Source organism: Rhodococcus sp. ACS1 (assembly GCF_002300155.1).
Classification (GTDB): domain Bacteria; phylum Actinomycetota; class Actinomycetes; order Mycobacteriales; family Mycobacteriaceae; genus Rhodococcus_F; species Rhodococcus_F koreensis.
Window position 1 is genome coordinate 500,330 of record NZ_NSDZ01000011.1, and the last position, 18,942, is coordinate 519,271.

Consider the following 18,942-nt stretch of genomic DNA (forward strand, 5'->3'; position numbering starts at 1 on the left):
TAGAGGGCACGGCAACGCCGTGAATCCGCGATCTCGTTCAGCGGACTCTCACAGCGCTCCCCGGATCGGATTCTGTGGTGTTCCGCTTTGGAACACCCGCGTCGTGGGGCGGTGGTCGATCCTGGAGTCACCATGCCGGGTAGCCGGCACCGAACGCTCCGTCTGCGGCGTGCGGTCCATCATCAGGAGAATTTCACGTGACCTCAATTGTGACTTCGACGGCGCGCCGGGACCTTCCTCTCGACGGGATCACCGTGGTCAGCTTCGAGCAGGCGGTGGCCGCCCCGATCGCCACCCGGCACCTGGCCGATCTCGGAGCCCGCGTGATCAAGATCGAACGTGTGGGGGAGGGCGATTTCGCCCGCAACTACGACACCGCCGTGCACGGCCTCGCCTCCCATTTCGTGTGGCTCAACCGGGGCAAGGAGTCGGTCTGCGTCGACATGAAGTCAGCGGAGGGGCTCGAGGTGATACGTCGGCTCCTCGACCGGGCCGACGTCGTCGTCCAGAACTTTGCTCCCGGCGCGATGGAACGTCTCGGTCTCGGCGCCGACGCCTTGCGCCGCGACCGCCCCGAACTGATCGTGGTGAACATGACCGGCTACGGCACCGCAGGCCCACTGCAGGCACGTAAGGCGTACGACATGCTGGTGCAGGCAGAGACCGGTTTGTGCTCGATCACCGGCACCCCCGAGACGGCAACCAAGACGGGAATTCCAGCCGCCGACATCGCCGCCGGCATGTATGCGCTGACTGCGGTGCAGGCAGCACTGTTTCGGCGCGAACGCACCGGTGTGGGGGCCGCGGTGGATGTGTCCATGTTCGACGCGACCGTCGAATGGCTCGGGCACCCCATGTACCTGCAGATGTACCAGGACACTCAAGTCGAGCGGATGGGTCTGAGTCACGCCTCGATCGCACCGTACGACGCGTACCCGACCGTTGATGGGCAGATCCTGATCGGGGTGCAGAACGACCGCGGCTGGCGGGCGCTGGTCACCGAGGTGTTCGGCAGATCCGATCTTGCGGAGCATCCGAAGTTCGCGACCAACATCCTGCGGGTGGAGCACCGACCCGAAACCGACCAGGTCGTCGCCGAGCACACCCGCCGTTTCGACACCGAGGAACTGGACAAACGACTCGCCGCGGCAGGCGTGCCCGCCGCCCGCCTGAACGGAATGAGAGACCTCATCGACCATCCTCAACTGTCCGAGCGTGCCCGGTGGCGGGAGGTCGACACCGCCGCCGGGCCAGTGCGAGCGGTACTGCCGCCGATGACGTTCACCGATGTCGAACTGCCCATGGGACCTGTTCCCGCCCTCGGTGAGCACACCGACGCCGTGCTCAGCGAACTCGGCCTCACCGACACCGCGATCGCCGGACTTCGCACCGGAGGCGCCGTCGGTTAGCCTCCCGTCCCGCAGCTGAGATCGCATGGCTCAGCGCATCGACGAAGGCAGATCCGATGGCGGCCACAGAGGTCTCGTGGCCACCAAAGGCGTTGTCGCGCTGAGGCGGTCTATCGTTGCTCTCGCCCTACAGCACAGATCGGTACCCGCGCGTAAGTTCGGTGACCGAAGACACAAGCGTGTCGATGTCCGATGAGTGATGGGCGAAAGACGTCACGAACCGAACGACTCCCGGCTCCCAGCGGTCGCCGTAGAAGGCGTACCCCTGAGCCCTGAGATCAGCCGACAGGTGATCGGGGAAGTGGCAGAACAGAATGTTGGCGCCGCTCTTGCTCAGGATCTTCACGCCGGGGAGGCCTGCGAGGCCGTCGCGCAGTCTCGTCGCCATGTCGTTCGCGTGGCGTGCATTGTTCAGCCAGAGGTCGTCGTCGAGGTAGGCGCCGAGTTGCGCTGTCTGGAAGCGCATTTTGGAAGTGAGTTGACCTGCACGCTTGTGGCGGTATTGCAGTTCGGTAGCCAGCCGGCCGTCGAACGAGATCACGGCGTCCGCGGTCATCGCGCCGTTCTTCGTGGCACCGAACGACAGGATGTCCACTCCTGCCTTCCAACTCATTTCGGCCGGGGTCGCCCCGATGGCGATCAAGGCGTTGGCGAAACGGGCACCGTCCATGTGGACACGAAGACCCGCTTCGTGCGCGATCGACGACAGTTCCGCGAGTTCGTCCAGACTGTATGCGCTGCCGGACTCGGTTGCCTGCGTGAGGCTGACGACGGAGGGCTGCACGCTATGGACATCTCCTCTCCTCCGGCCCACTGCTGCGCGGAACAAGTCCGCGTCGATCTTGGAATCCGGGCCGTCCACCAGGATTGATCTCGCACCATTCGTGAAAAACTCCGGTGCGCCTGCCTCGTCGTTGTTGATGTGAGCGTCCGGGTGGGACAGGACTGCGCCCCACGGAGGCGTCAGAGCGGACAACGCGAGTCCGTTCGCCGCCGAACCGGTGCCGACCGGGAATACGTCGACGTGATGGTCGAAGACGTCGGCGAACTTCGTCCGCACCGACTGCGAAAGCTCGTCATTGCCGTACGGCGCGGCCAGGCCCTCCGCTGCTGCCGTCATCGCGGCGAGGATCTGGGGGGACGCGCCTGCAGCGTTGTCACTGAGGTATCCCTGCAGGGGTGTGGCGGCCGAGGTCATGGATGACCTTTCAATTCGATACTGGAACAATGAATGTCACGGTCAAGTCAACTGGCTCGTTCGACGTGACGTACACGTGCGGCGCGTCGCCGGCAAAGGCGAGTAAGTCGCCCGGTCCCAGCGCGGTGGGGTTGTCCACGGGTCCTGCACGAAGGTGCCCAGACGAGATAAAGAGCTGCTCGACTGTGCCGTCTGCGTGAGGGAGGCCTGTGCTGGAGTGGTTCGCGGGTAGTCGCATCCGCCATATTTCGACCGAATGCCCGCCGCTGATCCTGCGGAGAAGTTCACGCTTCACCTCGCCCGACTCGACGCCGGTTCCTCGCAGATGGAGTGGCCCAGGGTCTCGATCGCCGGAAATGAGGTCCGTGAGCGGAATTCTGAGTGCCACCGCAAGCGAATCCAGGGTAGTGATCGTCGGGTTCCCCGTACCTGATTCGAGTCCCGACAAGGTCGCTTTGCTGATCCCTGCGCGGCGTGCGAGCTCAGCTGCGGACATTCCGCGTTGGGTTCGCCGCATCACGATCTGTTCACCGATGGCGGCGCACCTGTCGTTCACCGATTGCCCCTCGGGTCCGGGCATACTCACACCTCGATCTGGCAACCGTCACTTGGACTCGGCTCACCATTGCGTTCGGTAAAGTGAACTATTCGTTCAGTCTAATGATCGTCGCGCTGGCGGGCAACCCGTCGCTGAGCTGCATTGCGTGGCGTTCCCGGAGCGGATGACGGGCCGCTGACACCGGAGAAGGTGCCGGCGGCCCTCTTCATTTTGCCCACCGGATGGTTCCGCTGTTGCTAGCCGCCGTCGTCCACGCGAGGACGGACATCGCCCGGCCTCTCCCCGGACGCTTCGATGTGGAGGGTCTCCGGCCGGGGATGCCCCCGGAACCAGGCCGCGTAACGATCGGCGAGCGGCGCGGCGGTGAGTCCGTGGGCGAGGACCGAGGCGCCGATGGTGACCAGCGCGGTCGTCAGCAGCAGGTTTTCGTGCGGGAGTTCGCCCGACTCCTCGACGATCAGGACCACGAAGACGATCGTGGCGAGCCCGCGCGGGCCGAACCAGCCGAGAAAGGCGATGGTCGGCCCCCGTGCGTGCAGGCCGACGAGGGAGAGCGCCACCGGCACCATCCGCACGACGGTGAGGCTGAGCGCCGCGTAGACGAGCACCTGCCACGACAGGTGACCGAGCGCGGGGCCGAGCAGCACCGCACCGAAGACGATGAAGGTCACCGCGTTGAAGAGATCGCCGGACTCCTCGATCATGTGCGAGAGCTCGCCCCCCGCCCGCCGCCGAATGGCACCGAAGGCGAGGCCACCGACGAACGCCGCGATGAAACCCGACCCGCCGAGCGGAACGGCGATCGTGTACGCGAGCACGGCGGCGGCGACCGGGACGATCTGGATCCACAGCGGGTCGATCGCATCGCGCCGGCCGGCGACGACCACGATTGCTGCCGCGACCGCTCCGGCGCCCAAGCCGGCGAGGATGCCGTAGCCGATCTGCTCGGCGACCAGGATCGCGGCCGAGCCACCGCCGATCGCCCCCGATTCGGCGCGGGCGATCGCGAGGACGATCAGGAACAGTGGCACGCAGATGCCGTCGTTGAGTCCGCTCTCGACGTTGAGGCCTTGCCGCACCCGCGTCGGTAGAGAGGGCAGCGTCACGACCGCCTGTCCGAGCGCCGCGTCGGTCGGCGCCAGGATCACCGCCAGCAGCAACGCCTCCGGCCAGCCGAAATCGTCGAACACGAGCACCGCGGCGCCGAAGCCCGCGGCGATCGTCAGCGGCAGTCCGAATCCGAGAAGTCGTGCCGGGAGCGCGATCTCGGGACGGAGCGCGGTGAGGTCGACGTTCGACGCGTCGGTGAAGAGCACGAGCGCGAGCGTCACCTCGGCGAGCAATTTGATGATCTCGCCCGTGACGTCCACCTCGATCAGGCCCACCCCTTCCGCACCCAGCGCGAGTCCACCCACCGTGAAGGCGATCGGCGCGGTGAGCGGGGTACCCGCAACTTTCCGGGAGATCGCGGCGAAGGCGAGCAGCATCGCGGCGATCGCCGGTATCGCCCAGGTCATCGCGTCCCTACCCCGGCAGGGCGGGGCGGCGAGGCCACCGCGGCGGATCCCACTTCGTCGAGCGCGGGATCACCAGTGAACGGCTCGTTCATGACCTTGGCTCCTCATCGGGTCTCGTGCATCCAGCCAAGCACGACGAACCCCGCGTTCACCATGGTTTGACCGGATCGCTGCGCTGGTCCAGCCGTGAGGGCCAGAGGACTACCTCGCGGCCGGAGCGCGGGCCATGTACGAACACGAACACGATCTCCTGCGGCGACGTGAGAGCCGTCCTGGCCCCCCTTCAGCCTCGCCGGCATCGTGTCCGCACCGAACGCCGCGTCCGGCGCGAGATTCGCGTAGTCGACTACTCGGTCCAACCGGCGCAGGTCGCCGTACGGTCGGTCCTGTATCGCATTCGCGAATCGACGAAAGGACACTGAAATGGCTTGGTCGACAACGCCGCAGGGGCTTTTTCTCGCCGCTGGTCAGGCGAATCAATTCTCCTTCTCGTTCGGGGACATCTGGAAGGGGCCGCAGTTGGCGACGCCGAAACTCGATGCCAGTCAGGGTGGTGGCGGCACGAAGGTCCTGGTGACGCAGTGGCAGGGCACCGCCAACGAACCGGTATTCGGCGGCCCCAGCAGGCAGTGGTACGCGCTCGGCATTCATAACAGCTCGAATTCGGGCATCTGGTTCCATCTCGAAGGAGGCGTACTCGCATGACGACACAGGAATCACCGAAGGTGTCCCACGTGCAGGTCCTGGCGGACGACAGCGGCAGCATTCTGGCCGCCGTCATGCGGACCGCGGGGGCGGACTCGATCCCGGACTCGGGTGAGGACGTTGCACCCCAGGTCTCGCTTCTCGCCTCGGAAGGGCAAGTGTTGCATGAAGTCTCCGTCTCCGGAGCGTCAGGGGAGGAGATGTTCGAGTCGCTCGATCAGTGTGTGATTCGGGTCGATGCCGGCGTCCCGACGCTGGTGCGACGCGCGGACGCATAGCCGTCGAGGAAGGCGAGGGGAACGCTGGTCCGGGGGCCGGCGGTCCCCGCCCTGCGCCGAGCGGAAACCCATCAAATTCCCCTCGAGAGCTACTTTGTCCGCACAAACGGTTGACTTCGCTGCCGGCGCACAGCACTGTCGTAGAGACACCCGCCACGCCGAGTAGTTCCGGAGTCGACCTTGACCAACGCCCACCCCACCGAGATCGCAGTTGCAGTGGCCGGATTCGGCTGGATGGGCCGAGTGCACACGAACGCGTATCTGCGGCAGCGCCACCACTTCCCGGAAGCCCCGACGATCCGGCTGGGCGCCGTCGCCGACGAAGTACCCGGTCGCGCCGAGGAAGCAGCCGCCCAGTTCGGGTTCGGCGCAGCGTTGACGGATTGGCGCGACATCGCCGCCGACGAGAACATCGACGCGGTCAGCATCACCGCACCCAACTTCCTGCACCGCGAGATCGGCGTCGCGATGGCCGAGGCGGGCAAACACATCTGGATCGAGAAGCCGGTCGGGCTCTCGTCCGAGGACGCGAAGGCTGTTGCTGCCGCCGTCGAGAAGGCCGGCGTCCAGTCGACCGTCGGGTTCAACTACCGGCACGCACCTGCCGTCGCGATGGCACACGATCTCATCGCCTCGGGGGAACTGGGCACCATCACACATTCACGGTTCCGCTTCCTCAGCGACTACGCCGCACATCCGGACGGCGCGCTGAGCTGGCGTTACGAGAACGCGCGCGGTGGGTCGGGCGTGCTGGGCGATCTCGCCTCGCACGGCGTCGACCTGATCCGGTACCTGCTCGGGGACATCGACGCCGTGGTGGCCGACACCGCCGTCTTCATCCCGCAGCGCGCCGTCCCGACGGGGGCCACCAGCGGGCATGCGCGCGCCACCGGCGGCAAGTTGGGAGCGGTGGAGAACGACGACTTCGTCAGCGCGCTGGTCCGTTTGGCATCGGGCGGACGGGTGACGCTGGACGCCAGCCGCGTGGCCGTCGGCGAGCAGAACAACTACGGGTTCGAGATCCACGGCACGAAAGGTGCGGTGTACTGGGACTTCCGCCGGATGAACGAACTCGGCACGAGTCTCGGCAGCAGGTACCAGGACCAGCCGGTCACGACGGTCTGGGTGGGACCCGACGCCGGGGCATACGCCCGCTTCCAGCCGGGTTCCGCGTCCTCGATGAGCTACGACGACCTCAAGGTCATCGAGGGAAACAACTTCATCACGTCGATCGTCGACGGAAAGCCCCAGGGCGCAACGATCGCCGACGCCGTCGCCGCGGCCGAAACCCTCGACGCCATCACGGCATCGGTCGCATCGGGTGCGTGGGTCGGGGTGCGCTGATCCGATCCGCGCCGTGTGGTCGCGGGGTTACGCTTGATCGGTTGGCGGGTCGTTCCCGTACGCGCCCCTTCTCCGCGGAGGTTGGTATGAATGCCAAACCGTTCGGCATAGGCATTGCGATTCTCGCGTTGACGATTTCGGTGGTTTCGTGTTCGTCGGATACTTCCTCCGACAGCGAGGACAGTTGTGTCCGCGCGAGTGACAGTGAGCTGGATGCGCTTTTCACGAGTTGGAACGATGCACTGGTCTCCGGCGACGCGAGCCGGGTGGCCGCGCTGTACCGGCCGGACGCGATACTGCTGCCGACTCTGTCGGTGCCCATCGCCGACACCCCGGAGGAGATAACGGAGTATTTCGTCAATCTGATCAAGGCCGATCCCACGGCCCGGATGGAAGAAAGCTACAAGTATTCGGACTGCGACCTGGCCTACAACGTGGGCCGCTGGGTGATCAACGCCAACGGCCAGGACGTGGCAGCGAGGGTCACGTGGGTGTACCGGTACGAAGACGGAAAGTGGCTGATCGCCAACCATCATTCGTCGGTGAACCCCAGCTGAGGCGACGCGGTGGTGGCCGACCCGCGAGGCCGGCCACCACCGCAGTTCAGGACGATTTGGCGCGTTTGCCCGCGACGTACACCTCGGTGATGGACGTCTCGCGGATCCCCATCAGCAGCGCGAACAGGGTCTGATCGCGGGCGAGATCGGGATCGGGGGATCGAAAGGCGTTGCGCAGCAACCCGTCGAGCGCAGGTGTGCCCGCCGGGTCGACGACGACGAAGTCGGCTTCCTTCCCGAGGTCGAAGTTGCCGAACCGGTTCTCCATGTCCAGTGCCCGGGCGCCGCCGAGGGTGCCGACGAACAGCATCTCGGCGGGATGCATCGACACCCCGTCGTCACCGGGCTCGGTGATGTGCACCTTGAACGCGTCGCCGAGCACCCGCGGAATCAGCCATTCGTCGCCGCCGCCGAAATCGGTTCCCACGGAGATGGTGACACCCGACGCGACCGTGCGCTTCCACGGCATCGTTCCGGATCCCAGGAACAGCTGCGAGATCGGACAGTGTGAGACCGACGTACCGGTCTCGGCCATCCGCTCGAGCTCGACGTCCTGGCAGTGCACGCAGTGCGCGAGGATCGTGCGCCGGCCGAGCAGGCTCTTTCCGCCGACCGCCGAGCCGGGCAGGAACTTCCCGTCGTAGGTGTCCAGGTACGAGTTCACCTGGTACGTCTCCTTGGTCGAGTCGACCTCGCCGGTGCCGGGTCGGTTGTTCTCGTTGAGATGCGAGTGCACGTACACCCCGCGGTCGCGCACCTCGTCGTAGAGTTCGCCGAGATTTTTCAAGGTCTCCGGCGTCACCGACAGCGAGAACCTCGGGATGATCGCCACATGCAGCAGCGCGGTGTCGACGTCGCCGGTGTCGGCGCCGTGCCACTTGTCGATCTCCTCGCGGGTGAGTCGGATGGCGTCCTCTTCGGACGTCATCAGCGGCTGAGCGGTTTCGTCACCGACGGTTTGAATTCCGCGGCCACTCACGATGCGCAGGCCGGCCTTCTGCGTCTCGGTGAACAACGCGTCCTGGGCGTGCGGAAACGCCGAACCGAACACCATGGCGGCGGTCGTGCCCGCCGAGATGCGCCGGTTGGTGAACTCGACGGCCGCCTGCTGCGCGAACTCCCGGTCGGCGAACTTCGCCTCCGACGGGAACATGCACAGGGTCAGCCACTCCAGAAGTTGCCCGCCGCCGTAGGAGTCGCCGGCGTACGTCTGGGGGAAATGGACGTGGGTGTCGACGAACCCGGGCAGCAGAAACCCGGGCCGGTGGTCGTACACGGTGCCGGACTCGTATTCGAACGGGAGCTCGGCGCGGTCACCGCAAAACACGATTCGCCCATCGTCGTCCAGCACCAGGGCGCCGTCGGGTATCGAAACCAGGGCGGCCGCGGCTTCGGTCACTTTCGGCGCGCCTGCGATGTGGAAGATGTGTCCGAGGTGGAGGTGCGTGGCCATGCGTGAACTCCCGTCGAGTGGTAACGGATCATGCGATGAGATAACAGCCCACACCTACAATGCCACCGATCAGACCTGGATCGCGGCCGAACAGACCAAGCCGTCTGCGTTGGATTCTGCGCGCCCGGCGGTCACCGCAACGGTCAGCGGGCCTCGACGAATCGGCGGACGACCTTGTCCCATCCCAGCGACTCGAGGAGTTCCGCGGCGGCCGCCCGCGAGGTGAGTGGCCGAAGAGCGTCGATGTCGAGGTCGCCGCTGGTGCCCAGGACGTCGTCGAGGCGCAGGCAGTCGACGTATCCGTAGTCGGACCAGGGTTCCACGTGCCCGTCCCAGTCCGCGACGTCGGCGTACGGGCCGCCGAGTCGTAGCTTCCCGCTGCAGTGGATCATCACGTACCGGGGCACCACCTGCATCGTCTCGTCGGCGGTGGCGAGGGTCGTTGCGGGGTCGGCAGCAGGATCCGCGCCTGCGAGCCGACGGTCGTAGGAGGCCGTCTTGACGGTTGCGACCTCGACCAGCGCCCGCACGTAGATCCACCGTGCTCGTTCGACCGAGCCTGCCCACGCCGATTCCTCGTCGGCGCAGGAGAACACGTTCTCGGCGGGGGTCCGGATCAGCAGCCGCGTCCCCACCCGCTCGTGGTCGACGACCAGGTCGCCGTCGACGAGCAACTCGCCGTCGTACTCGCGGACCCCGGTGATCGTCGCGACCGCCAGCACCTCGTCGTCGGGGGCGGTGACGAACAGTTCACGTTCGGAGAAGACGCTCTCGGCGTCGCCGGGAAAGGGACCCCGGCCTCTGGTGAAGGCCTCCTGCTGGGTCAAGCCGGCCCGGAACCCTGCTTCGGTCGTCCCCAACGGATGATCGCGCATCTCTCGCCGGTCGCCGAGTCGAACCCTCAACGTCACAGGTCGTCCTCCCCGTTCATCTCCGGCGCACCGCGGGCCGACTCTATGATCTTAGCCGTTGACCTGCGGTGATTCCTCACCTGCGCAACCGCTGCCCGCCCAGTAGGGTCGCAGTGACTGTTCGACCGACCGAGGGGGACCGGTGACGGGTTCTGCGTCCGAAAGAATCATCTCGCCTGCCGCACGCGTGTTCTGGGACCGCAGCTTCGCGGATCGTCGCGCCCTGTTCGAGGGGCTTCGTCAGCGGTCGCCTATCGAGTTCCACACCGAAACGGACGGTCCGGGCTTCTGGTCGGTCGTCGGCTACGACGACGTGGTGGCGGTGAGCCGGAACCCGGAGGTCTTCTCCTCGGCCAAGGGCTTCACCATCGACGACGTCCCCGTCGAGATCCTCGAGTTCGCCATGTCGATGATCGCGATGGACAACCCCCGGCATCAGCATCTGCGGGGGATCGTGCAATCCGCGTTCACCGCCGCGTCGGTGCGGGGCATCGCCGACAGGGTGCGCGGTTACGCCGCGCAGATCGCCGCCGACCTGCCCCGAGATACGGTGTTCGACTTCGTCCCCGAGGTCGCGACCCGGTTGCCGGTGCAGGTGATCTGCGAGCTGCTCGGGATCCCGGAGAGCGACCGGCCGATGATCCTGGCGGCGGCCGCCGACGTCATTTCCGGGGGTGGGGATCAGGAGTTCGTCACCGCCCCCGGCGGTGCGGCGGGTCTCGGTCAGATCTACGGGTACGCCCTCGAACTGGGAAAGAAACGCAAGGCGGACCCCGGCGACGACCTGACGTCCCGCCTGGTGTCGACGATGGTCGACGGGGAGACCCTCACGCCGACGGAGTTCGGGTCGTTCGTCATCCTGCTGATCACGGCGGGTTACGAGACCACCCGGCAAGCGCTGGCGTGGGCGCTGCACCTGCTCAGCGAGCACCCCGGCCAGAAGGAACTGCTGCTCGCCGACTTTCCCGGCCACATCGACAACACGATCGACGAGGTGATCCGCTTCGCGTCCCCGGTGCCCTACATGCGGCGCACCGCGACCGTCGACACCGAGATCGGCGGGGCCCACATCGCAGCCGGGGACAAGGTCGTCATGTGGTACCTGTCCGCGAACCACGACGAGCGCGTCTTCGACGATCCGGACCGGTTCGACATCACCCGCCCGAACGCGGGCAAGCAGCTCGGTTTCGGTGCGAAAGACATCCACCACTGCCTGGGCGTGAACCTCGCGAAGCTCGAGCTGCGGGTCATGCTCGAGGAACTGTTCACCGCCCACCCCGGACTCCACACGGTGGGCGAGCCGGAGCTGCTGCTCTCCGCATTCGTCAACGGCATCGCGTCACTGCCGGCCCGGGCAGGCGACCGACCGTGACGTTCACGCCGGCCGGCGACCGGAAATCATGACGAGCGGCATGTCGGTGATGCGCGCTACGGTCGCGTCGTCGAGCTCGATCCGGTCCGCGAGGTCACGCGCCTCGTCGAGACTGATCGAGCGCCCGGCGATCCAGGTGTGGAAGATCGCCAGGTTGACCGGACCGAGAATGCGCGGCGCCTTGTAGTCCTCGACGAACTTCTCGGCGTCCTCGAACCTCGTGCTGCGGTCCGCATCCGTGATCAGCAGCGGTCCGCCCGGCTTCAGGACGCGCACGCACTCGGCGAGCCCGGCCTCGCGCGACGACCAGTGCTTGATGGAGCCGTAGCTGATCACGCCGTCGAACGTCTGATCGGCGAACTCCAGTTTCGTGGCGTCGCCCACATCGAAGCGCACCCGGTCGCCGTAGCTGCGCATGCGTTTGGTGGCGCGCTTGATCTGCGCCTGCGACAGATCGAGGCCCAGAATGTGCACGTCGGGGCGCTGGTCGGCGATGTACTTGGTGAACAGCGCCCCACCCGATCCGACGTCCAGAATGCGGGCGTTCGGGGGGAGATGCGGCAGGAAGTACTCGTCGATGACGCGGCGTGAGCGGTAGACGGCCGGTGCCACGATGGTCTCGTACATCCAGGCGTGCGCCGGTGTGTAGATCGCGGTGATGGGGTCGAACGGTGCCAGCGGCATGGTCGCGCTCCTAGGTGTCCCGGTTTCCCACGGCGCCCGAACCTGTGCGGGTCGACTGTCCGCGCCGTTGTCGCTCATAGAGTAAGGGTTACCTGGCGAACACGCGGTCCGTCTATACGGTTGTCCACCTACACGCGGGCGGGTGTCCAGTCGGGGGTTTCGGTGAGCACCACCTGGTTCAGCAATTCGGCCGCCCGGCCTACGCCCTCGATCGAACTGACGAGCGCGTCCTCGTGCTCGATGTTGAGCGTGCCGTCGTAGCCGACGGACCGGAGGTTGTAGACGAAGTCGGCCCAGAACTGCTGCCCGTCCGGATGTCCCAGGCCGAGGGTGACGTAGTTCCATGCGCGGTCGTGCGGGGTGGTGATCGGAACGGTGTCGAGCAGTCCGTCGTTGTCGGCGTTCCACCGGTTGATCCGGATGTCCTTGGCGTGGACGTGGAAGATGGACTCGCCGAGGGATCGGATGACGGCGGGGATGTCTGCGCCCATCCACATGAGGTGTGAGGGGTCGAGATTGGCGCCGACGACGTCGGCCCCGGCGCTGTCGATCAGCCGGTGCAGGGTCGACACGTTGTGGACGAGTTGGGCGCCACAGGCTTCGACGGCAAGACGCACGTTCGCGTCGCGCGCGAAGGCGGCGAGTTCCTTCCAGTACGGAATTGCCACCTCCTGCCATTGGTAGGCGAGGATGTCCAAGTTCTCCGGCGGCCAGGACGTGGTGATCCAGTTGGGCGACGAGTCACCCTCGGCGCCCGGCAATCCCGACATGAGGACCACTGTCGGGACTCCGAGCGCACTGGCCACCGTGATGGTGTCGCGGACGACTTCGGCCTGCCGCTCCCCGGTGACGGGGTGGAGTTGGTTGCCGTTGGCGGTGAGAGCGCTGAGGGTCAGACCGCGGGACGTGATCTTGCCGAGGAACTCCTCCCTCGCCCCGTCGGACGACACGAGGGCGGGTAGATCGGCATGCGGACTCTCCGACCAGTTTCCCGTGGCGACCTCGACGGACGACAGTCCGTGGGTGCGCGCCAGGTCCAGTGCAGCGTCGAAGGGCAGATGGCTGACCGAGTCGGTGAGTAGTCCGATTTTCATCGCTGTGCACTTCCTGTCGGGAGACGTCGTACACAACTAGTACGTTCTAGTATCCCTATTTGTCAAGACATATGGCCGGCGGCGACGGCGAGCCGGGCATGCTCGCCGACGCGTCCGCCGCTGCCGTTCACCCGCTCAGGACGTGAAGCTGACGCCCCGGGTCAGGGTGCCGATCTCCTTGAGCACGCGTTCGCCTTCGCTGCGTTCGCGTTGCCAGATGTTGCGGCCGACGATGATTCCGCGGGCGCCGGCGCGCAGGGTCTGCCCGATGGCGTCGACGGTGTCGTTGACGTCGCCGGCGAGGGGTCCGCCGGCGATGACGAGGGGGACGCGGAGTTCGTCGACGAGGCGGGCGGTGCGTTCCTCGCCGGGGAAGGCGATCTTGATGATGTGGGCGCCGAGGTCGTAGGCGATGCGGGCGACCTTTTCTTCTTCCTCCTCTTCGACGACGTCGTCGTCGGTGCGGGGTGCGCCCATGATGACCGGTTCGAGGACGAGGGGGATGTCCCAGGCGTCGCAGGCGGTGACGATCTTGCCGACGCGGGCGCACATGGCGGCGCGTTCGCTGCGGGAGATGTTCCAGGGGAAGAGCATTTTGACGGCGTCGACGCCCATGCGGACGGCTTCTTCGACGGTGGTGATCAGTTCGTGGGAGCCGCCGCCGTCGAGGGTGGTGACGTCGTAGTAGGTGTCGATGGTGAGTACGCGGCTCAGGTGTGGGTGTTCGGCGAAGAATTTTTCGGTTTGTTTGACCTGTCCGGGGGTCATCATGAATCCGGTGACGTCGGTGTCGGCCCAGGCGGCGAACGGTGCGGAGGGGGTTTCGAGGCCCTTGATCCTGTCGAATAAGATTATACGTATCGTACGTACAATCTGCACTCTATTGGGTGGGTCGCAAATGGACAAGGGGCAAGGTCGTGGACAACGCCTGGCCGTTCAACACCTACGATCGAGACATCAGAGAGCCGAAAGGAGCCGCTCCGTGACTACGAGTACCGAGGGTTCGATCGATCGGCAGTCGGTTGTGCCGTACTACCAGCAGCTGGCGTCCGTGCTGGAGGGTCGGATCTCGTCGGGGGCCATCGCCCGCGGAGCCAAGCTGCCCAGCGAGAACGAGCTTTCCGTCCAGTTCGAACTGTCGCGGGCCACCGTCCGTCAGGCTCTGCAGTTCCTGGAATCTCGCGGGGTCGCTCAGCGAATCCCGAACCGCGGAGTGTTCGCCAGCGCCCCCAAGGACGGCACCGGTTGGGTCATCCAGGGCAAGGAAGGCTTCCTCGAGAATGCGATGGGCCACCAGAACCGGTCGGTGAGCACCCGGGTGCTGCGCTCGGGAACTGCCACCTTTCCCGACCACGTCTGCCAGGCGCTGAATCTGCCGAGCGAGACAGTGGGTTTCGAGTTGGTGCGGGTTCGCTCCCTCGACGGCACGCCCGCACTGTTCAGTACCAATTACAGCCCGCCGATCCTGACTCCGGTCCTGGCGTCCGCGACCGACGTGCTCGCCGGCGAGGCGTCGCTGACGACACTGCTGACGAACGCGGGATTCAGCCTGGGCGGCGCCAACCGCATCATCCGCGCCGCCAGGCCGACGCCGGAGATCGCCGAGGCGCTGGCGATCGACGAGAACGAACCCATGTTGTGCATCCGCTCGACGTCCTGGACGCCCGAAGGTCTCCGGTACGACGTCTACGAAACCTGGGTGCGCAGCGACATCATCCCGCTGGAGGTCGACGTGAGCACGGTCGACCTCGGCAACGCGGTCCGCTGATCCGGGATCGGACGTCAGACGCCCACGGGCGCCCGGACGATGTCGAAACGCGCTCGCGCCCAGGAGCGGTCGCCGAGGCTGCCCGGCGCCGCCGAGGTGTTTCCTCGTCGCTGTGGCACCTCGTGCGCCATGCGATCAGTCCCCTGTGGGGGTGGTTCGTGGTGCGCCTCGGCGTGGCCCACCCCAAGCTGATCGACATCCTCGGCCCCCGGGCCGCCCGCGACCTGCGCAAGGGCGTGGACAGCGGAAGCTTCACGATTCCCGATGTCGAGATAGCCACGGCGTGCGTATTCGGCGCTCTGCTGTCGACCCTCCATCACGTGGTGTCAGTGCCGGCACAGGACCGCACCGACGAAGTCTTCTCCCAGGCGATGCTGTGCATGGTCGGCGTCGCCCCGGACGAGGCACGGGACGTCGCATCCCGGCCGCTGCCCTCACTCCCCGAGGTTTCGGCCGTGCAGTAACAGCGCTGACCGGCCCGCCACATGCGTTTCTTCGGTGAGGGGCGCAGTCCGCGACGCTAGTGCGGGTGCGTCTGGGTAAGGAAGGACTCCGGGATGGACGGCCATTCGGGTCGCCAGCGGCCGTGGCGTTGATCGTCGGCGATCCCGGTGAGGAGTGCGGTGACGAGTTCGCCGCCGTCGGCAACCAGTCGGGGCAGGCCATATTCGGCGCAGTCGGCGGCAACGGGAATGAGGACTTGTTTCGCGTCCATGACCCTTCCCGCGGCGGCCAGGCACTGGGCGTGCAGCATCCTCGCCTCGAGGAGGGCCCGCGGTCGCCGCGCTGTTTCGAGTGTCCGCACCACCGCCACGACTCGGGTGCAGGCTTGGGCGTAGGCGTGGGCGGTCAGGAGCAGCCGGATCTGGGAGTCTTCGTCGATTTCGGTCGTTCGTCTGCCGATGACGGTGGGTTGGTTTCCGGGCGTCGACCGCTCTGTCCGAGAGTGGAATTCGGTGCCCGGTTCCCATCCGCAGCGAATCCGCTCGTTGTCGATCCGCGCGGCGAGCCGCGGCAGTGACAACTTCCGGGCGGTGTCGGCGCCCTCGTCCAACCGCTGCGCGGCCGCGGGCATGTCACCGCGCAGGGCCTTGATCCGGGCTCCGGTGCCGTAACTGGCGAGCATGAAATCCACGACGCCGCCCTCGGCGCCGAGGCGGTAACTGGCATCCAGCAGGCGCTCGGCCTCATCGATCGTGCCCTGCTGATACAGCAGGTCACCGAGCAGGGCCCCGGACAGCTGTGCCGCATACGAGTGGACACCGACGGTGGAAACGGCGAGGTCCCAGGCGGCCCGGAAGTGATCCTCGGCGGCGGTGATGTCGAGGAGTTCGTTGGCGGCGATACCGGCGAAACAGTGCCCGATCATCCCGAAGTGCGGGCCGCGGGTCTGCTGGTGGTAGGGCCGTGCCCAGTTCTGCAGTCGACGGGCGGCGTCGAAGTCGAAAGTGCAGATGTCGGCGAAGGAAGTGACGTCGGCTGCCGCGGCGACGACGAAGGGCGGCAGGGTGTTCGGCCGTGTCAAACATTCGCGGACCTGCTCGCCGGCTCCGTCGATGACGTCGGCGTGGCACCGACCGACGTCGGCGATGACTGCCGCCTCCACCCGCAGATCGATCACCTGCGCCTCGGTCAGGGTGTGCTCGTCGAGGGCAGCCTCGACCCGCGCCAGGGAGGCCTGCATCGGCTCGAGCCGATGCAGCAGGACGTTGGCCCACGCCACGATCAGCTGGAGCCGGGCCCGGTTCTGTGCGAGCAGTGCGGGAAGTTTCGCGACCAGAGCGAGGACCGTCCCCATCTTCGAGCTTTCGATCAGGTTCATCGCGTGCGACTCGATCAGGTCGACGGCACGGTCGTCATCGCCGGCGGCCAGCGCATGATCGACCGCCTCGCCGAGCGCGTGATGGTCGGCGAACCAGTCCGACGCTTTCCGGTGCAACCGTGCGAGTTGCTCGGGTGCATCGCGCTCGAGCCGGCGTCGGAGAAACTCGGCGAACAGATGGTGATAGCGGAACCAGTCCCGGTCGTCGTCGAGGCTGCGCAGGAACAGATCCCGCTCTTCGGCCTCCTTGAGCAGCGCCTGCCCGCGGGTCGTGTCGGCAAGGACCCCCGCGAGTTCGCCGCAGATTCGTTCCGGAATCGAGGTGGCCATCAGGAAGTCGAGAAGTTCGGGTTCGAGTGCGCTCAGCACATTCTCGGCAAGGAACTCTCCGATCGCATGATGTCGCCCGGACAGGTGGGCGATCAGTTCGCCCGCATCGGATCGGCCGCGGAGCGACAGGGACGCGAGCTGCAGAGCGGCCACCCACCCGTCGGTGGAACGTGTCAGCGCGGCGAGCTCGGAATCGGCCAGCGCGAGTCCGTTCACGTCGACGAGAAACCGGGTGGATTCGTCCAGGTCGAAACGGAGGTCCGCGGCGGCGACCTCGACCAGTTCGTCGCGAACCTTCATTCGGCCGAGCGGCAGTCCGGATCGGGTCCGGCTGGTGACGATGAGCTGAAGGTGGTGGCAGCCGTTGTCGAGCAGGTAGCCCAGGGCGGCGAGGGTCGCGGAATCGGTGACCCGGTGCCAATCGTCGATCATCACCGCCACCGGTAGCCCTCGGTCGTGCACCTCGTCGACCAATGAGGTCAGCACGTAGCGGTCGGCGTCGGCCCCGCGGTCCTCCAGTACCTGACCGAGATCGTGACCCAGGGTGGGCTGCACACGCCGGATCGCCTCGATCAGGTGCGCGAGAAACCACACGAGGTTGTTGTCGTCGTTGTCGACGGAGAGCCACGCCACCGCAGTGCCTCCGGAGACGAGCACCTCGCGCCACTGGGCGGCAAGGGTGGACTTGCCGTACCCGGCGGGCGCATGGATGAGTACCAGTCGGCGCCGCCTCGCGGCCCGCAGAGCCTCGAGCAGCCGTGCCCGGCGCACCAGGGCCTTCGGTGCGGTGGGTGGCCGGAATTTCGTCGCCGGAGTCGGCGGCGCACGCCGCACACGTTGCGTGCCGGCGGGTGTCTCGGTCGGCACGGGCACCGATTCCGGCGCGACCGCGGGCGTGTCGGCGAGTGCTCCGGCCCGGGCCTGAGTGTCGCGCAACTCGTCGCCGAACTCCGCAGCCGTGTGTGGGCGAGCCGTCGGTTCGGCGGCCATGGCGTGCCCGATCACCGCCGTGACCGCACCGGGAATGGCCGGATCCCGCAGATCCGGCACCGGCTCGGTGGTGATCCGCACGAACTGGGCCACGAGCTGCTCACCGCTGCGGCGCTCGAACGCTGCGTGCCCGGTAAGTGCACAGAACAAACTCGCGCCCAGGCTGTAGATGTCGGACGCCGGGGTGGGGCTCTGCCCGGCGAGGACCTCGGGGGCGGTGAACGCCGGCGAACCAGTGATCACACCGGTACCGGTCTCGAAACCCCCGGAAATCCGGGCGATGCCGAAATCGGCCAGCTGCGCGTCGCCGTACTCGGTCAGCAAGATGTTCGCCGGTTTGACGTCGCGGTGCACGATCCCGGCCCGATGGGCGGTCTCGAGCGCCCCGGCCAACGCGATCCCCAGGTTCAGCGTATCGGCCCAGTTCAGGGGGCCGGTGCGGCGGATCGTGGCGTCGAGCGACCCGTACCGGTGATACGGCATCACGAGGTAAAGTCGGCCCGCCGCGGTGGTGCCCACCTGCAGAACGGTGACGATGTGGGGGTGCCCGGACAGCCGGCCCATCGCCCGCTGCTCGCGCAGGAACCGCTCCAGATCCTCTGGCGCCGGGTCCGCGGCGAGTACCTTGACCGCCACCGTGCGGTCCAAATGCGGCTGACGGCATCGATAGACGACGCCGAACCCTCCGCGGCCGATTTCTTCGAGGTCGGTGAATCCGGCGGCTTCCAGCTCTGCCGTTATGTCCCCGGCGTTGTCACGCTGGGTGGCAAACGGATCGAATTCGGCCATCGCACACCCCATCCCGGTCGGCGTCACCACACCGGTGCCAGGCTCGAGTCATCCCGTCGTCGGCGGGCGGGTGATCCCAGAGTATCCCCGCGACCGATACCAGGGGTACCGACCGGAAACGCCGATCGGCGGCCTTCGGAATATCGACCTGGTAGGGCAAGA

The 18,942-nt window shown here is 66.7% G+C and carries 17 protein-coding genes; 8 read left to right on the top strand and 9 right to left on the bottom strand.

What is annotated here, in order from left to right:
* The first annotated feature begins 197 nt into the window (after positions 1 to 197).
* Entirely contained in the window at positions 198 to 1,409 is a 1,212-nt protein-coding gene (locus CJ179_RS43770) for a CaiB/BaiF CoA-transferase family protein (protein ID WP_072943646.1), read from the top strand.
* Between the two features lie 127 nt (positions 1,410 to 1,536).
* Here CJ179_RS43770 and CJ179_RS43775 read toward each other — a convergent pair whose 3' ends face one another.
* The 3 genes from CJ179_RS43775 to CJ179_RS43785 all read right to left on the bottom strand — a co-directional run bounded on the left by CJ179_RS43775 (position 1,537) and on the right by CJ179_RS43785 (position 4,683).
* Positions 1,537 to 2,607 carry a low specificity L-threonine aldolase gene (locus CJ179_RS43775; RefSeq protein WP_072943644.1) on the bottom strand — a complete coding sequence of 357 codons (1,071 nt, stop codon included), beginning with the start codon at positions 2,605 to 2,607 and terminating at the stop codon, positions 1,537 to 1,539.
* Positions 2,608 to 2,617: 10 nt separating this feature from the next.
* Positions 2,618 to 3,187: an XRE family transcriptional regulator gene (locus tag CJ179_RS54285; RefSeq protein ID WP_072943643.1), complete on the bottom strand. Its 570-nt coding sequence runs from the start codon at positions 3,185 to 3,187 to the stop codon at positions 2,618 to 2,620.
* Between the two features lie 215 nt (positions 3,188 to 3,402).
* Complete coding sequence (locus CJ179_RS43785; protein WP_095865577.1) at positions 3,403 to 4,683, bottom strand: sodium:proton antiporter; 1,281 nt, start codon at positions 4,681 to 4,683, stop codon at positions 3,403 to 3,405.
* Positions 4,684 to 5,106: 423 nt separating this feature from the next.
* Between CJ179_RS43785 and CJ179_RS43790 the strand changes: the two genes are divergently transcribed.
* The 4 genes from CJ179_RS43790 to CJ179_RS43805 all read left to right on the top strand — a co-directional run bounded on the left by CJ179_RS43790 (position 5,107) and on the right by CJ179_RS43805 (position 7,567).
* A complete protein-coding gene (locus tag CJ179_RS43790) occupies positions 5,107 to 5,388 on the top strand; it encodes a hypothetical protein (RefSeq protein ID WP_072943640.1) in 282 nt (93 codons plus the stop codon).
* Positions 5,385 to 5,666 (top strand): hypothetical protein, encoded by a 282-nt coding sequence (locus CJ179_RS43795; RefSeq protein WP_072943639.1) that lies wholly within the window; start codon positions 5,385 to 5,387, stop codon positions 5,664 to 5,666. The genes CJ179_RS43790 and CJ179_RS43795 overlap by 4 nt, the downstream gene beginning before the upstream one ends.
* A gap of 180 nt (positions 5,667 to 5,846) precedes the next feature.
* Positions 5,847 to 7,010, top strand: coding sequence for a Gfo/Idh/MocA family protein (locus tag CJ179_RS43800; protein ID WP_072943638.1), 1,164 nt, complete (start codon positions 5,847 to 5,849; stop codon positions 7,008 to 7,010).
* 86 nt (positions 7,011 to 7,096) lie between these two features.
* Positions 7,097 to 7,567 (top strand): SgcJ/EcaC family oxidoreductase, encoded by a 471-nt coding sequence (locus CJ179_RS43805; protein ID WP_095865578.1) that lies wholly within the window; start codon positions 7,097 to 7,099, stop codon positions 7,565 to 7,567.
* 46 nt (positions 7,568 to 7,613) lie between these two features.
* Here the strand turns inward: CJ179_RS43805 and CJ179_RS43810 are convergent, their stop codons facing one another.
* Together CJ179_RS43810 and CJ179_RS43815 are read right to left on the bottom strand one after the other, a co-directional pair.
* Positions 7,614 to 9,020: a guanine deaminase gene (locus CJ179_RS43810; RefSeq protein ID WP_095865579.1), complete on the bottom strand. Its 1,407-nt coding sequence runs from the start codon at positions 9,018 to 9,020 to the stop codon at positions 7,614 to 7,616.
* A gap of 143 nt (positions 9,021 to 9,163) precedes the next feature.
* On the bottom strand, positions 9,164 to 9,931 hold the full coding sequence (locus CJ179_RS43815) for a hypothetical protein (protein WP_095865580.1): 768 nt from the start codon (positions 9,929 to 9,931) through the stop codon (positions 9,164 to 9,166).
* A 142-nt stretch (positions 9,932 to 10,073) separates the two neighbouring features.
* Between CJ179_RS43815 and CJ179_RS43820 the strand changes: the two genes are divergently transcribed.
* Positions 10,074 to 11,303 carry a cytochrome P450 gene (locus tag CJ179_RS43820; RefSeq protein WP_095865581.1) on the top strand — a complete coding sequence of 410 codons (1,230 nt, stop codon included), beginning with the start codon at positions 10,074 to 10,076 and terminating at the stop codon, positions 11,301 to 11,303.
* Between the two features lie 3 nt (positions 11,304 to 11,306).
* Here the strand turns inward: CJ179_RS43820 and CJ179_RS43825 are convergent, their stop codons facing one another.
* The 3 genes from CJ179_RS43825 to CJ179_RS43835 all read right to left on the bottom strand — a co-directional run bounded on the left by CJ179_RS43825 (position 11,307) and on the right by CJ179_RS43835 (position 13,960).
* Positions 11,307 to 11,987, bottom strand: a complete 681-nt coding sequence (locus CJ179_RS43825) for a class I SAM-dependent methyltransferase (protein WP_095865582.1) — start codon at positions 11,985 to 11,987, stop codon at positions 11,307 to 11,309.
* A 128-nt stretch (positions 11,988 to 12,115) separates the two neighbouring features.
* Complete coding sequence (locus CJ179_RS43830) at positions 12,116 to 13,081, bottom strand: sugar phosphate isomerase/epimerase (protein ID WP_095865583.1); 966 nt, start codon at positions 13,079 to 13,081, stop codon at positions 12,116 to 12,118.
* Positions 13,082 to 13,216: 135 nt separating this feature from the next.
* Positions 13,217 to 13,960, bottom strand: coding sequence for a class I fructose-bisphosphate aldolase (locus CJ179_RS43835; protein WP_218834916.1), 744 nt, complete (start codon positions 13,958 to 13,960; stop codon positions 13,217 to 13,219).
* A gap of 103 nt (positions 13,961 to 14,063) precedes the next feature.
* Between CJ179_RS43835 and CJ179_RS43840 the strand changes: the two genes are divergently transcribed.
* Positions 14,064 to 14,849 carry a GntR family transcriptional regulator gene (locus tag CJ179_RS43840; RefSeq protein WP_072943631.1) on the top strand — a complete coding sequence of 262 codons (786 nt, stop codon included), beginning with the start codon at positions 14,064 to 14,066 and terminating at the stop codon, positions 14,847 to 14,849.
* A gap of 122 nt (positions 14,850 to 14,971) precedes the next feature.
* Entirely contained in the window at positions 14,972 to 15,313 is a 342-nt protein-coding gene (locus tag CJ179_RS43845) for a hypothetical protein (RefSeq protein ID WP_257016109.1), read from the top strand.
* 56 nt (positions 15,314 to 15,369) lie between these two features.
* Here CJ179_RS43845 and CJ179_RS43850 read toward each other — a convergent pair whose 3' ends face one another.
* Entirely contained in the window at positions 15,370 to 18,780 is a 3,411-nt protein-coding gene (locus CJ179_RS43850; RefSeq protein WP_095865697.1) for a serine/threonine-protein kinase, read from the bottom strand.
* Positions 18,781 to 18,942 lie beyond the last annotated feature (162 nt).

Excerpts from the sequence above, each read along its gene's own strand:
- CJ179_RS43795 (WP_072943639.1), top strand. The coding sequence starts at position 5,385 with ATGACGACACAGGAATCACCGAAGGTGTCCCACGTGCAGGTCCTGGCG.
- CJ179_RS43790 (WP_072943640.1), top strand. The coding sequence starts at position 5,107 with ATGGCTTGGTCGACAACGCCGCAGGGGCTTTTTCTCGCCGCTGGTCAG.
- CJ179_RS43805 (WP_095865578.1), top strand. The coding sequence starts at position 7,097 with ATGAATGCCAAACCGTTCGGCATAGGCATTGCGATTCTCGCGTTGACG.
- CJ179_RS54285 (WP_072943643.1), bottom strand. The coding sequence starts at position 3,187 with ATGCCCGGACCCGAGGGGCAATCGGTGAACGACAGGTGCGCCGCCATC.
- CJ179_RS43850 (WP_095865697.1), bottom strand. The coding sequence starts at position 18,780 with ATGGCCGAATTCGATCCGTTTGCCACCCAGCGTGACAACGCCGGGGAC.
- CJ179_RS43830 (WP_095865583.1), bottom strand. The coding sequence starts at position 13,081 with ATGAAAATCGGACTACTCACCGACTCGGTCAGCCATCTGCCCTTCGAC.
- CJ179_RS43775 (WP_072943644.1), bottom strand. The coding sequence starts at position 2,607 with ATGACCTCGGCCGCCACACCCCTGCAGGGATACCTCAGTGACAACGCT.
- CJ179_RS43785 (WP_095865577.1), bottom strand. The coding sequence starts at position 4,683 with ATGACCTGGGCGATACCGGCGATCGCCGCGATGCTGCTCGCCTTCGCC.
- CJ179_RS43825 (WP_095865582.1), bottom strand. The coding sequence starts at position 11,987 with ATGCCGCTGGCACCGTTCGACCCCATCACCGCGATCTACACACCGGCG.
- CJ179_RS43810 (WP_095865579.1), bottom strand. The coding sequence starts at position 9,020 with ATGGCCACGCACCTCCACCTCGGACACATCTTCCACATCGCAGGCGCG.